This window comes from Sphingorhabdus pulchriflava (genome assembly GCF_003367235.1).
Classification (GTDB): domain Bacteria; phylum Pseudomonadota; class Alphaproteobacteria; order Sphingomonadales; family Sphingomonadaceae; genus Sphingorhabdus_B; species Sphingorhabdus_B pulchriflava.
Genome location: NZ_QRGP01000001.1, coordinates 1,390,082 through 1,403,792, shown reverse-complemented (window position 1 = coordinate 1,403,792; position 13,711 = coordinate 1,390,082). Strand labels below are relative to the sequence as shown.

Sequence of the window (13,711 nt, the reverse complement as noted above, 5' to 3'; positions counted from 1 at the left end):
TGGCGAACCGATTGGATGTGGTCGCACTGCCGAATTCTGCTTTCCGCCCTGAACGCGAGATTAACTCTCGCGAACAGGGTGTTGATACAGTTTATCCAATTGTATCAAAAGCTGTGTGTCAGCCAGTTAGGCACCGCTTCCCAGCGCAACCTCTTTCGCCCATTTATAGTCAGCCTTGCCATTGGCGGCGCGCTGCACTGTTTCGACAAAGACAAGCTGGCGGGGCATTTTATAGCCTGCGAGCCGGGTGCGGGCAAAATCCAGAAGTGCCGCTTCATTGACCGATGCGCCTTCTTTGGCCGACAAGACAGCAACGACACGTTCGCCAAATCGTTCGTCCGGAACCCCGACGACCAGCGCGTCCCAAATGTCGCCATGCGCTTTCAGCGCTTCCTCGACCTCTTCCGGAAAGACTTTCTCGCCCCCGGTGTTGATACAAACGGAACCGCGCCCCAGCAGGACGAGTGTACCATCGGCGGTCACTTGTGCAAAATCGCCCGGGAAGGAATAGCGCACCCCCGCAATCGAACGGAACGTCTTGGCGCTTTTTTCCGGGTCTTTGAAATAACCGACAGGTACGACGCCGCCATTGGCGATCATGCCGATTTCATCTGATCCCGGTTGCACTTCCTCATCCCGGTCGTTGAAGACCTTGGTGGTCGGATTAAACGCAAATTTTGCGGTGTCGACCGGGGGTAGCGAACGCGACACGACCGATCCGCCCATTGCGCCTTCTGTCGATCCAATCGAATCACGGATTTCAACATCGATATATTCGAGCAATCCGCGCTTCACCTCGCTGGAGAACATAACGCCTGATGAACCGATTACCTTTAGCGAAGTCAGGTCATAATGCTGGCCGCGCGCCTCCGCTTCGCGCAACGCAGCAAGCATCGGCTTGGCAAAGGCGTCGCCTACAATCGCCACGGCGTTCACGCGCTTACGTTCAATGAAGGCCCAAATTGCGTCGGGATCGAATTTTTCGTCGCTGATGGTCGCCACTGCGCCGCCGGCAAAATGCGCAAAAAAGGCTCCGATCCACATACCGGTGCCGTGCATCAACGGGCAGGCCGGCAGCGAGATGGGGGCGGCTCCGGCTTCTTTCAGTGCCTGAACCACGGCGACCAACATTTCGGGCGACGGCTCAACCACTTCCGGACCCAGCAACGCTGACGCAATACCTGCGCTAAGGTCACCATGCCGGTACATCACGCCCTTCGGCATACCGGTCGTGCCACCGGTGTAGATCATGTAAATATCGTCTTCGCCATAATCGAGCCGGGGCAGGGGCGCATTGGTTGCAATAAGCGCCTCAAAGTCTTGCGCACCGGCAAGGGTTTCGCCCGACCCGTCGTCGATCTGCACAAACAGTTTCAGCTTTGGCAAGTGGTCACGGATTGCTGCCAGCCTCGGTGCGAACTTGGCATCGAAAAATACGGCTTCGACGTCTCCATTGTCGAACAAATAGGTCAGCTCATGTTCAACATAGCGATAATTGACATTGATCGGCACGGTGCGCGCCTTGAAAGATGCATATTGCGCTTCGAGATAGGCGTTCGAATTATGTGCATAAATTGCTGTCTTGGCGTCAGGTTTCAGTCCCGCCGCCAAAAGCGCATTGGCAAGCCGCGCAGACCGATCCTCATAATCGCGCCAGCTGCGGTGGGTATCGCCATTTATCAATGCAATTTGATCGGGAGCCAGCGATGCGATCGTGTCAAACACATCGGCGAAATGCCAGATCATTATCCCTCTCCTCTAACCAGTTAATGTGGTTTTTTCCGGACAGTATATTTCCTTCACGGCTTTGCAAGTCGCGCATGCCAAGACGATTCATATGCTGCCCGCGATAGTGGTATAGTGTTTTATGCTACTAATACATCTTAGTCCTTTAAACTTCTTCATCACATGTGAGATAAAGATTCATGCCGGAGCTTCTTGGATTCGGTATGTTGCCAACAGCGCCGTGGCGCAAATGGACGAGGTGAGCGCCTTCGGAGACGCGTTAGGAGGAGCTGCTACCTATGTTCTGGATTGCTCATATTGGAAGTGGGAGTAGATATGCAGTAGTGTTTCGGTTCGTCTTATTTGGCCTTCTCACCTCGTTTTTGTTCTGGCCTATGGCAGTCTCAGCACAAACTTTTGTGTGTCCGAACGGTCCCGGTCCGGGCGAAGTGCAGGTCGGGATAACGGGCGGTTCGCACGGTGTTGCTGACATACCCATCTGTGCTTCTGATGGACGTGAAAACGCCGACTCTCCTGCTGCGGATACAACGCCGAACGAATCACATGCGGTGCTGGTCTGGCATCCTAATGCTTCAGATGTCTGGGTGGCTGGCAATTATGTCTACAAGGACAATGTCGGAGAAAATGTTGCTCTCAATGCTTGCAACAAGGTGATGGGCGGAGGCTGTACAAGAGGTGACAAGTGGTGGAATTCATCAATAACGATCATCCGAGACCATGAGGGATATTTCACCAATGCATGGGAGCGTGAGGGAAGTAAAAAGTTGCTGGATGAATGTTCTGCCAAGCAGTTGCTGCAATGTGAAGTGTTCGCAAAGATCAAGTCTAGCACCGGCAACCGTTCACCGGGGGCGTCCGTGCGCAAATATTTCGCTGCCTCTGCGTGGGTTAAAGGTAATTTCGGATATAACGACAAGCTTTATGTCGCGAGCGGTTACCGCAGTGCCGATGAAGCGACGGCAGCGGCGATCAAGGCCTGCGTCGACGCAACTTCGCGTCCCTGTGAAGTTAACACGTTGACCGGAAATGGGTTTGTCCAAGCGTATCGCTTCGACGGAAATCACAACGCAACCACCGAAAATTCGTCTAAGCGTGCGAAGGAAGCGGCCCAAGCCGGCTGCAAAAAATTTAAGGCGAAGTCGTGCACATTGCAGGCGCAGTTTGACAGCCGCAAATCTGGTCTTTTTGTCCATGATTTCGGTGCGTCAAAGGCACCATAATGTTCTAGTGGATTGCCACTTTTTTCCGCTGAATCACCACTCGTTGACGGTTGTGCCGCTAGCCAATAGCTTCCAACCTCTTGACGAATCTTCCGGTGCAAGCTAACGGCCCGCCCATTCCACATGGAAAGCGCACATCACCGGTGCCTTTGCCGTAACCACTTTGCGGCCTTGGTTCTTGCTTTCCAGAGGTTAAACCGGAAGGAGAAAGACTATGGCGGCACCTGTCGTCACCATGCACCAATTGCTTGAGGCCGGAGCACATTTCGGCCACCAGACCCACCGTTGGAACCCGCGCATGAAGCCGTATATTTTCGGCGCACGCAATGGCGTTCACATCCTTGATCTGTCGCAGACCGTTCCGCTTTTTGCGCGGGCGCTCGACTTTGTTTCGTCCACCGTACAGGCAGGTGGCAAGGTCCTGTTCGTCGGTACCAAGCGCCAGGCGCAGGGGCCGATTGCTGACGCAGCTCGCGCTTCGGGTCAGCATTTCGTCAACCACCGTTGGCTGGGCGGCATGCTCACCAACTGGAAAACGGTTTCGAACTCGATCAAGAAGCTGAAGACGCTGGAAGAACAGTTGTCGGGTGAAACTTCGGGCTTCACGAAGAAGGAAATCCTTCAGATGACCCGCGAACGTGACAAGCTTGAGCTTTCGCTTGGCGGCATCCGCGACATGGGTGGCATTCCGGACGTGATGTTCGTAATCGATGCCAACAAGGAAGAACTCGCCATCAAAGAAGCCAATGTTCTTGGCATTCCCGTCATAGCAATCCTCGATTCGAACGTATCGCCCGATGGCATTGCATTCCCGGTTCCGGCGAATGACGACGCGGCCCGCGCGATCCGCCTCTATTGCGACGCTATTGCTACCGCATCGAGCAAGGGCAACACTGGTGCTGCTGTAGCACGCGGTGAAGATCTTGGCGCGATGGTAGAGCCGCCGGTTGAAGCTGCCGTCGTCGAAGTTGCGGCTGAAGAAGCCCCTGCTGCCGAAGCCAGAGAAGAAGCTGCCCCGGAAGCGTAACAAAAATAGTGTCATTCCCGCGAAAGCGGGAATCCACGGCCTGACATTCCGGTTCAAACCGAGGCTTTAGGCCATGGATCCCCGATGATTTCGGGGATGACATGTTTCTGGACCTTACTGGTCCTGCCAAACCAAAGTCGAAAGGACACGATAATGTCTGCTATTACCGCTGCTGCCGTGAAGGAACTGCGCGAACGTTCGGGCGCTGGCATGATGGATGCCAAAAAGGCGCTGGAAGAAACTAATGGCGATATGGAAGCCGCCGTCGATCTGCTGCGCGCCAAGGGCCTGGCCACTGCCGCGAAGAAATCGAGCCGCACAGCTGCTGAAGGCCTGGTTGGCGTTGCTGTTGATGGCACCAAGGGTACCGCAGTCGAAGTCAACAGCCAGACTGACTTTGTTGCCAAGAACGAACAGTTCCAGGATTTCGTCCGCAAGGTAACGGGCGTTGCGCTTGGCGTTGGCGCCAATGATGCCGAAACCATCCTTGCTGCGGCCTATCCCGATGGTGGATCGGTGCAGGAAGTGCTGACCAACAACATCGCGACCATCGGTGAAAACCAGGTTATCCGCCGCGCCCGCACGATTTCGGTGAGCAACGGTCGCGTCGTTTCTTACGTCCACAATGCTGCAACCGCTGGCATGGGCGGTATCGGCGTTCTCGTCGCGCTTGAAAGCGAAGCTGATGCGGCAACGCTCGACGGCCTTGGCAAGCAGTTGGCGATGCATATCGCAGCAGCTTTCCCGTTGGCGCTCGACGAAACCGGCCTCGACCAGGAAACAATGGACCGCGAAGCGGCGATCGCCCGCGAAAAGGCAGCTGAAAGCGGCAAGCCGGCCGAAATCGTCGAAAAGATGGTCGAAGGCGCGATGAAGAAGTTTGCGAAAGAAAACGCGCTTCTTTCACAGCTGTTCGTCATCGACAACAAGACACCGATTTCGGAAGTCGTTGCCCAGGCTGGCAAGGCCGCTGGCAAGGAAATCAAGCTGGTCGACTATGTCCGTTATCAGCTCGGCGAAGGTATCGAAAAGGAAGTGTCTGACTTCGCCGCTGAAGTAGCTGCTGCCGTCGGCGCGTAAAAATCGGGCTATCCTCTGCAGGGCGGGGGATAAGGCCTTGGCGATATGGCGCTCCGCTCTTATAGCAGGGCGCCATTATTGCATCCGCAGTTGGGGAAAGAGGATTTTATGGCCAATGGCCGTTATCGCCGTGTGCTTTTGAAACTATCCGGCGAAGTGCTGATGGGCGATCAGGCGTTCGGGATTGACCCGGATACGGTCGCCCGCGTTGCAGCGGAAGTGAAGGCTGCCAAGGATACCGGCTTGGAATTGTGCCTCGTTATCGGCGGAGGCAATATCTTCCGCGGAATGGCTGGTGCAGCCAAGGGTATGGACCGGGCACAGGCCGACTATATGGGCATGCTGGCAACCGTTATGAATGCGCTGGCGATGCAGAATGCGCTCGAGCAGCTGGGCGTGCAGACGCGGGTGCAATCAGCAATCGAGATGGACAAGGTTTGCGAGCCCGTCATTCGCCGTCGCGCCGAACGGCATTTGGAAAAAGGCCGCATCGTGATCTTTGCTGCTGGCGTTGGCGCTCCCTATTTTACTACTGACTCAGGCGCTGCACTGCGTGCCGCGGAAATGAAATGCGACGCTTTGCTCAAAGGCACATCTGTTGACGGCGTCTACGATGCCGACCCAAAAAAGGTGCCAACCGCAAAGCGTTATGAAACATTGAGTTATGATCGTGTCCTTTCAGACAATCTGAAAGTTATGGACGCAAGCGCCGTGGCGCTATGCCGCGATAACTCCATCCCGATCGTGGTCTTTTCGATCCGCGAACAGGGCAATATCCTCAAGGTGCTCGATGGAAGCGGCACCTTTACCGTTGTTACTCAAGAAAAGGATTGAACCATGCCGCAATATGACAAGGCCGATGTCGAGCGCCGCATGAAAGGCGCCGTAGAATCGCTCAAAGGTGATTTGTCGGGTCTGCGCACCGGACGTGCCAATGTGACGCTGCTCGATCCGATTGTGGTTGAGGTTTATGGATCAAATATGCCGCTCAACCAGGTTGCAACAGTCAGTGCTCCCGAACCGCGCATGCTTTCGGTGCAGGTATGGGACCGTTCGAACGTGACGCCGGTGGAAAAGGCGATCCGTTCGGCAGGGCTGGGCCTCAATCCGATCACTGATGGCCAGACATTGCGTCTGCCAATTCCCGATTTGACCGAAGAGCGTCGCAAGGAACTGGCCAAGCTCGCCGGACAATATGCCGAAAAGGCCAAGATAGCCGTCCGCAATGTCCGCCGCGATGCCAATGATGCGCTGAAGACCGATGAAAATAAGAAGGAAATCAGCGAAGACGACCGCAAGCGCCTCGAAACTGAAGTGCAGAAGATGACCGATGACACGATCAAAGCGATCGACGAAGCCGCGGTGCACAAAGAAAAGGAAATCATGAGCCAGTGATTGGCCTGCGGTCCTCAAAGGCGAGGGCGCATAAACAGGCTGATCCCGAAAATGGCGGGAGCGGCTCCCATGGCGCGCGCCATGTGGCCATCATCATGGATGGCAATGGTCGCTGGGCGAAGAAAAAGCACCTGCCGCGCGCGCTCGGCCACAAGAAGGGCGTTGAGGTTGTACGTGAGATCGTACGACATGCAGCAACCACGGGGCTTGAAGCCCTGTCGCTCTATGCTTTCTCTAGCGAGAATTGGAAACGCCCTGAGGATGAGGTCAACGACCTTATGGGGCTGCTGCGCGGCTTTATAAAATCCGATATCGATGAGTTTGCAGCCAATGATGTTCGGCTCAAGATTATCGGCAATTACAAAGCATTGGCCCCAGATATTGTCGACATGATCGACGATGCACTGGCCCGCACCGCGGACAACAAGCGCACGACACTGGCGGTGGCGTTGAACTATGGTTCTCAGGACGAACTGGTCCGCGCGGCGCAAGCAGCTTCGGGTGAGGGGACGATTACGGCAGAAGCGATCGAACGCCATCTCGACACTGCCGACATGCCGCCTTTGGATTTGCTTATCCGCACATCCGGCGAGCAGCGGCTTTCCAATTTCATGCTCTGGCAGGCTGCCTATGCCGAACTGTGGTTCACCGAAACGCTATGGCCTGACTTCACAACAGTGGAATTCGATGCGGCTCTGGCCGAATTCGGCACGCGCGAAAGGCGCTATGGCGGGCGATGAGTGGGGCTGCAGTGAAGAAGTCTGATCTAGGCGTTCGGACATTGTCTGCGGTCGTTATGGTTGCCGTCGCCGCGATTGTGTTCTGGCAGGGTGGATTGGTGTTGCGCCTGTTCGTATTGGCCGCAGCCCTTTGGCTTATGGTCGAATGGTGGGGTATCGTTGCCAAACTGACCTCCAGCATCGCCGGCCGAGCGGTGTGGATGTTTGGTGGGTTCGCATATATCGGAAATGCTGCTTATCTGTTGCCGATGTTGGCCGATGAATATGCCTATGGATCGGCGCCTGGCTTTGGCTTTCTGGAAACGACAGCAGCCTTGGTCATATTTGGCGTGATCGCCACCGACATCGGAGCCTATTTTGCGGGGCGCTCAATCGGTGGCCCCAAAATTGCTCCTCACATCAGCCCTTCCAAAACATGGTCGGGCCTTGTTGGTGGTGCTCTGGCAGCGGGTTGCATGATGGCGTTGCTAGACTATATTCATATCGCCGAGCGCGAGCGCATGTTTGGCGGCGAATGGCAGATCGATTGGCTGGGCAGCCTCAGTATCGGTGCTATTGTCGCAGTGGTCGCGCAAACCGGTGATTTTTTTGAAAGCTGGATGAAGCGCAAGGCGGGCGTCAAGGACTCCGGAAATGCCATACCTGGCCATGGTGGCTTACTCGACCGCGTTGACGGGCATCTTGCAGTTCTCTTTTTCCTTGGCGGCGCAATAATGATGGGCAAGCTTGCGTCATGAGCGAGCGGCGCACCCTTTCCATCTTTGGCGCAACTGGTTCTGTGGGCCTATCCACGCTCGATCTAGTTCGCCAGCATCGCGAGAAATATCGCGTCATTGCGCTCACAGCCAATGGCAATGCCGTTGAACTGGCCAAGTTGGCCAAAGAGTTTGAACCCGAAATCGCCGTGGTCGCTGACGAAGCAGCCTATCCAGCACTGAAGGATACGCTGGCTGGCACCGCGACCAAGGCCGCTGCCGGTCCCGCTGCCCTTGTTGAAGCCGCACAAATGGATGCCGACTGGACTATGGCGGCGATAGTCGGCTGTGCAGGCCTGCCACCTACCATGGCGGCGATAGAGGCGGGCAAGACGGTCGCTCTCGCCAACAAGGAAGCGCTGGTTTCAGCGGGCGATCTGATGATGGCGGCGGTCGAGCAGTCGGGCGCGACATTGCTGCCTGTCGACAGCGAGCATAATGCGATCTTCCAGTGTCTCGCGGGTGGCCGCATCGATCAGGTGCGCAAGATCACGCTGACCGCTAGCGGCGGCCCCTTCCGCACCTATTCGCTCGACCAGATGCGGGCTGTTACGCCCGCCCAAGCCGTTGCGCACCCCAATTGGGATATGGGCGCGAAGATCAGCGTCGACAGCGCGACGATGATGAACAAGGGCCTTGAACTGATCGAGGCACATCATCTGTTCCCGGTTGGCCTCGACAAGCTCGATATTGTTGTTCACCCGCAATCGGTGATCCATTCGATGGTCGAATATGTCGATCGGTCGACGCTGGCGCAATTGGGTTCTCCCGATATGCGGATTCCGATTGCAAGCGCCTTGGCCTGGCCTGAAAGGCTGGAGACGAACAGCGCTCCGCTCGATCTGGCTCGAATTTCAAAGCTAGAATTCGAAGCGCCGGATTTGATCCGCTTTCCAGCACTTCGCCTAGCGAGGGCGGCGGCAGAGCAGGGTGGAGCAACACCCGCTATCCTCAATGCCGCCAATGAAGTAGCTGTAGCCGCGTTCCTTGCCGGTCGCATAGCGTTCCTCGACATTGTCAGCGTCGTAGAGGAAACCTTAACCGGTTATCGCCCCAATGCACCCCACAGCCTGACCGATCTGTTCAGCATAGATGCAGCCGCACGGGCCTATGCCAGCGGTCAAATGGATAAATTGCCCCATGCAGCTTGAATCTCCTCACATCCTGATCACGATTGTCGCTTTCCTGACATTGCTAGGAACGCTGGTGGTCGTCCATGAGCTTGGTCATTATTGGGTTGGGCGCTGGTTCGGTGTGAAGGCGGATAAATTTTCGATCGGCTTTGGTCCACAAATCTGGGGCCGGGTAGACAAGCGGGGCACATTGTGGCGGATAGGTGCGCTGCCGCTAGGCGGCTATGTGCAATTTGCGGGCGATATGAATCCTGCGAGCCAGCCCGATGCGGCATGGGAAGCGCTTCCTGAAAAAGAGCGAAACCAGACTTTCCAGTCCAAGGCATTGTGGCAGCGGGCGCTGATTGTTTTTGCCGGCCCAGCAGTCAACTTCCTGCTGGCTATCGCAATCTTTATGGGTTTCCTGATGTCCTTTGGGCAAAGTGTCACCCCCGCCAAGGTAGAGAGTATTGTAGCGGGAAGCCCCGCAGAAAAATCCGGCATCCAATTGGGTGACCGCATTGTCTCGTTTAACGGGCATCGGATCGACACGTTCGACGAATTGGTGAACGAAGTCATCATGGTGCCCAATGAACCGGCGGAAATGCTTGTCGAACGCGACGGTAAGCAGATCATCATCCCGGTCCGTTTGGCCGAGCGCAAAGAAATCGACCGTTTTGGGAACGAATATAAGCTGGGGCAATTGGGCGTCGGTTCGCCGCGCCCCACGCTTCAGGAAGTCGGTTTGCTGGAAGCGCCATCAGCGGCAGTTGCCCAAACAGCGGCCGTGCTACGACAGCAGATTAAGGGATTGGGCCAAATTATCACGGGTCGTCGACCAATTTCCGAACTTGGCGGGCCGTTGAAAATTGCCAAGGTTTCGGGTGAGGCGATGACGGTGGGCTGGCTGGCCTTTGTGTCACTGGCCGCACTGATCTCGATTAACTTGGGGTTCATCAATCTCCTGCCAATTCCCATGCTCGATGGCGGTCACCTGCTCCTTTATACAATTGAGGCGATCCGCCGCCGTCCGGCAACGCCAGCGGTCCAGGAATGGGCATTCCGTGCGGGCTTTGCCGTACTTGCCAGTTTCATGCTCATGGTCACATTCAATGACCTGGCATCCTTCGGTCTATTCGGCAAATGAGGCGTGGATAGAATCGAACTAAGCTTGAAAGCAGCCTGCGCTTGGGGCAAGGGGCGCAAACCTATCGACAGCGGGGCCAGAGGGAAGGTCGAATACATATGTTCAAAACTTCGGTAAGCAGGACCCTGCTGGGCGCATCGGCATTTGCTGTATCCGTTGCGCTGTCTTCCGCGCCCGTGATGGCACAGGCAGCGGACGCACCGGCACCTGCTGTGGCAGATGCGCCAATCCGGTCAATTAGTGTTGTAGGGACACAGCGTCTCGAGGCCGATACAGTGCGTTCCTATATCCGCCTGCGTGCGGGACAGGCATGGACACAGGCTGGTGCCGATCAGGCACTTAAAGATCTGTATGCAACCGAGTTGTTCGCGGATGTCAGTATTCGCAATGTCGCGGGTGATGTGACCATCGAAGTTCGCGAAAATCCGGTTATCAACCGTATCATTCTTGAAGGCAACAAGCGCATCAAAAATGACAAGATTGAACCAGAAATCAAACTTGCGCCCCGCCAGATCTATTCGCGTTCCAAAGTGCGCGCAGACGTTGCGCGTATTGTTGAGCTTTATAAGCGGCAGGGGCGATTCGCCGCGCAGGTCGAACCCAAGCTGGTGCAGCTTGACCAAAACCGCGTCGACATAGTTTTCGAAATCACTGAGGGGCCGAAATCGAAGGTCCGCCAGATCAACATCATTGGCAATGACAAATTCTCCGACGGCCAGTTGCGCGGCGAAATGGTCACCAAACAAGCCCGCCTGACCAGCATCTTCAGCTCGGGCACCAGCTATGACCCCGATCGTCTGGCTTTCGACCAGCAGAAGCTGCGTCAATTCTACCTGACCGAAGGCTATGCCGATTTCCGCGTTGTTTCGGCGGTTGCCGAGCTGACGCCGGACAAGAAAGACTTCATCATCACTTATGTGGTCGAAGAAGGCGAGCGCTACAAATTTGGTGACGTCAAGGTCGACAGCAAGATCCGCGATTTCAAATCGGAAGCACTGACTTCCAGTCTGCGAATGAAAAAGGGTGATTGGTACAACGCCAAGATGGTTGAAGACACTGTCGAGGGACTGAGCGAAAGCGCTGGCCTCTTTGGCTATGCCTTTGCCGATGTCAGCCCGCAGTTCAATCGCGACAAAGACACGCTCACGATGAACATCACCTTCGACATCGCAGAGGCGGAGCGCGTCTTTGTCGAACGGATTGACATCAACGGCAACACGATCACCCAAGACAAAGTCATTCGTCGCGAATTCCGCCTGAACGAAGGCGATGCCTTTAACAGCATTCAGGTGAAGCGGACGGCAGACCGCATCAAATCGCTCGGCTACTTCCAGGAAGACCTTGAGGTTGAACAGGAAAAGGGCAGCAGCGACGACCGTATCGTCCTGACGACCAATGTTGAAGAAAAGGCGACGGGCGAACTGTCCTTGTCGGCTGGTTTCTCGTCGATCGAGAATTTTATCTTCCAGGGTTCGATTACCCAGCGCAACTTCCGCGGCAAGGGCCAAGAACTGCGGACGAATATCTCTTATTCGAGTTATTCGAAATCGGCCGAAATCGGCTTTACCGAACCTTATTTGTTCGATCGCTCGATTGCGCTGTCGGGCGACATTTTCCGCCGCGACTTGTCGAGCTTCAACTTCTTCAACAACGACAGAAATACGACCTACGAACAGGCGACTACTGGTTTCCAGATTCGTACCGGCGTTCCAGTCAATGAATTTCTGTACTTCCAGGCGCGTTATGGCCTCAGCTATGATGACATTTCGCTCGATCGAGGGCTATTCTTCACTGACCCAGATGGAACTGGGCCGCTGCCCTCCACCTGTGATCCTGTGCTTGCCGGGCGCTTTCTTTGCGATGCAATCGGGAAGCGTTTGACATCGACGCTGGGTTACACGGTGATGTACGACACGCGAGACAGCCGTCTGCGCCCGACACGTGGACATAGCGTCAGCTTGAGCCAGGATTTTGCCGGTCTGGGCGGGGACGTAAAATATATTCGCAGCCGCCTGAATGCGAACAAATATTGGCGTTTGACGGACAGCGGATTTGTCTTTTCGCTGTCGGCTGAGGGTGGCTATATTCATCCGCTCGAAAATCGCGGTTCGTCGGCTGCAGGTATCGACGATGTACGCTTGACCGACCGTTTCTATCTTGGTGAACCGCAAATCCGCGGTTTCGATATTCGCGGTGTCGGCCCGCGTGTGCAGCGCATTTTCTTTGATGGCGAAATCCAGAATGGCGTTGCCGTCAACGTACCGCGACTGGATCGCAAGCAGATTCAGGACGACGCAATTGGCGGTCGTGCCTATTATTTGGGTCGCGCCGAATTGGAAATTCCGCTGGGCAGCGGGGCCAAGGAACTTGGCCTGCGTCCGTCGATATTCGTAGATGCGGGTGCTGTTTTCAACGTTGTGACACCGCTTTTGCAAACGATTCAGGAGCGGTCGACTGCGACAACAACGACGCCCAGTCTTCCGCTCTACTACACCGTCAATACCAGCGGAACGACCCCGGTGCTGGAAACAACCACGGTCGCAACCAACTCGGATGGCTCAGCTCGCGTGCCAGTGCTTCGCTTCGAAGAACGCTTTTTTGGCGACAGCTGGAAGCCACGCGTTTCTGTAGGCATCGGCGTGAACTGGAACTCGCCCTTCGGGCCCTTCCGTATCGACGTAGCGCGTGCGCTGCTCAAGGAAGCTGGCGACGATACCAAGCTCTTTACATTCAACGTAGGAACCCAATTCTGATGAAATTTGCAATCAAGACTTTTTCAGCAGCTCTGCTCGCTGGTGCTGCTTTGACGGCCCTCCCGGCGACTGCACAGGTGGCTGGCATTGCGACGCTCGATACGACTGATGCGATCATGCAGACCAAGGCCTTTGCACAGGCCTATCAGCAGATCGGCACCACTTTCACCAGCAACTCGCAGATGATCCAGGCAAAGCGCAAGGAAATCAACGATATCAATGCGCAGTTGGATACCAACAAAGACAAAAACCTGACCCAGGATGAACTGGATGCGGCAATCAAGGCGAAAAACCCGTTGCTGACCCAGCTCGAAGCCAAGGAACGGGAAATTGCCCAATTGCAGCAGCCGATTGTAACTGCGCAGGCTTTCGCTGTTGAAAGCATTGCTGACCGTTACGCCGCTGCACAGCAGCAGGTCATCACCCAAAAGAAAATCAACATGATTTTGGCACCGGATGCCTTCATCTGGGCACCGGAAGCAGTCGATGTGACCAAGGCAGTGACCGCAGCACTCGACCTGGCGGTTCCGTCAGTCGGTATCACGCCACCGGCAAATTGGCAGCCGAAGCAGTCGACTGGTGGATTGTATGAACAAATCCAGCAGCGATTGCTGACCGCGGCCCGTGTGCAGGCCATCCGCAATGCGCAGGCACAACAGGCAGTGCAGCCGGCTGCCAACCCGGCTGCTCCCGCGACGCCCGCTCCGCAGCAGCCGCAGCCCGAAAGCCGCTAATT

The 13,711-nt window shown here is 55.7% G+C and carries 12 protein-coding genes; 11 read left to right on the top strand and 1 reads right to left on the bottom strand.

All coding sequences use genetic code 11. From position 1 onward, the window contains the following. Positions 1 to 126 precede the first annotated feature (126 nt). A complete protein-coding gene (locus DXH95_RS07000; protein WP_115548665.1) occupies positions 127 to 1,746 on the bottom strand; it encodes an acyl-CoA synthetase in 1,620 nt (539 codons plus the stop codon). A gap of 278 nt (positions 1,747 to 2,024) precedes the next feature. Between DXH95_RS07000 and DXH95_RS06990 the strand changes: the two genes are divergently transcribed. The 11 genes from DXH95_RS06990 to DXH95_RS06940 all read left to right on the top strand — a co-directional run bounded on the left by DXH95_RS06990 (position 2,025) and on the right by DXH95_RS06940 (position 13,709). Further along, positions 2,025 to 2,966 (top strand): DUF4189 domain-containing protein, encoded by a 942-nt coding sequence (locus tag DXH95_RS06990; protein WP_147291696.1) that lies wholly within the window; start codon positions 2,025 to 2,027, stop codon positions 2,964 to 2,966. A gap of 214 nt (positions 2,967 to 3,180) precedes the next feature. After that, entirely contained in the window at positions 3,181 to 3,993 is an 813-nt protein-coding gene (gene rpsB, locus DXH95_RS06985; RefSeq protein ID WP_115548662.1) for a 30S ribosomal protein S2, read from the top strand. A 153-nt stretch (positions 3,994 to 4,146) separates the two neighbouring features. Beyond that, positions 4,147 to 5,073 carry a translation elongation factor Ts gene (gene tsf, locus DXH95_RS06980; protein WP_115548661.1) on the top strand — a complete coding sequence of 309 codons (927 nt, stop codon included), beginning with the start codon at positions 4,147 to 4,149 and terminating at the stop codon, positions 5,071 to 5,073. Between the two features lie 108 nt (positions 5,074 to 5,181). Further along, the gene (gene pyrH, locus DXH95_RS06975) at positions 5,182 to 5,907 is read left to right on the top strand and encodes a UMP kinase (RefSeq protein ID WP_115549444.1); all 726 of its coding nucleotides are present in this window, start codon (positions 5,182 to 5,184) and stop codon (positions 5,905 to 5,907) included. Between the two features lie 3 nt (positions 5,908 to 5,910). Beyond that, positions 5,911 to 6,468, top strand: a complete 558-nt coding sequence (gene frr, locus DXH95_RS06970) for a ribosome recycling factor (protein WP_115548660.1) — start codon at positions 5,911 to 5,913, stop codon at positions 6,466 to 6,468. Further along, the gene (gene uppS / locus DXH95_RS06965) at positions 6,465 to 7,208 is read left to right on the top strand and encodes a polyprenyl diphosphate synthase (protein WP_420822276.1); all 744 of its coding nucleotides are present in this window, start codon (positions 6,465 to 6,467) and stop codon (positions 7,206 to 7,208) included. The genes frr and uppS overlap by 4 nt, the downstream gene beginning before the upstream one ends. Next, the gene (locus DXH95_RS06960; protein ID WP_115548659.1) at positions 7,205 to 7,945 is read left to right on the top strand and encodes a phosphatidate cytidylyltransferase; all 741 of its coding nucleotides are present in this window, start codon (positions 7,205 to 7,207) and stop codon (positions 7,943 to 7,945) included. The genes uppS and DXH95_RS06960 overlap by 4 nt, the downstream gene beginning before the upstream one ends. Next, the gene (locus tag DXH95_RS06955; protein WP_115548658.1) at positions 7,942 to 9,114 is read left to right on the top strand and encodes a 1-deoxy-D-xylulose-5-phosphate reductoisomerase; all 1,173 of its coding nucleotides are present in this window, start codon (positions 7,942 to 7,944) and stop codon (positions 9,112 to 9,114) included. Before DXH95_RS06960 ends, DXH95_RS06955 begins: the two co-directional genes overlap by 4 nt. After that, entirely contained in the window at positions 9,104 to 10,222 is a 1,119-nt protein-coding gene (gene rseP, locus DXH95_RS06950; protein WP_115548657.1) for an RIP metalloprotease RseP, read from the top strand. The genes DXH95_RS06955 and rseP overlap by 11 nt, the downstream gene beginning before the upstream one ends. A 98-nt stretch (positions 10,223 to 10,320) precedes the next feature. Continuing rightward, on the top strand, positions 10,321 to 12,975 hold the full coding sequence (bamA, locus tag DXH95_RS06945; RefSeq protein ID WP_115548656.1) for an outer membrane protein assembly factor BamA: 2,655 nt from the start codon (positions 10,321 to 10,323) through the stop codon (positions 12,973 to 12,975). Continuing rightward, positions 12,975 to 13,709 (top strand): OmpH family outer membrane protein, encoded by a 735-nt coding sequence (locus tag DXH95_RS06940; protein WP_115548655.1) that lies wholly within the window; start codon positions 12,975 to 12,977, stop codon positions 13,707 to 13,709. Before bamA ends, DXH95_RS06940 begins: the two co-directional genes overlap by 1 nt. The last annotated feature ends 2 nt before the right edge of the window (positions 13,710 to 13,711 follow it).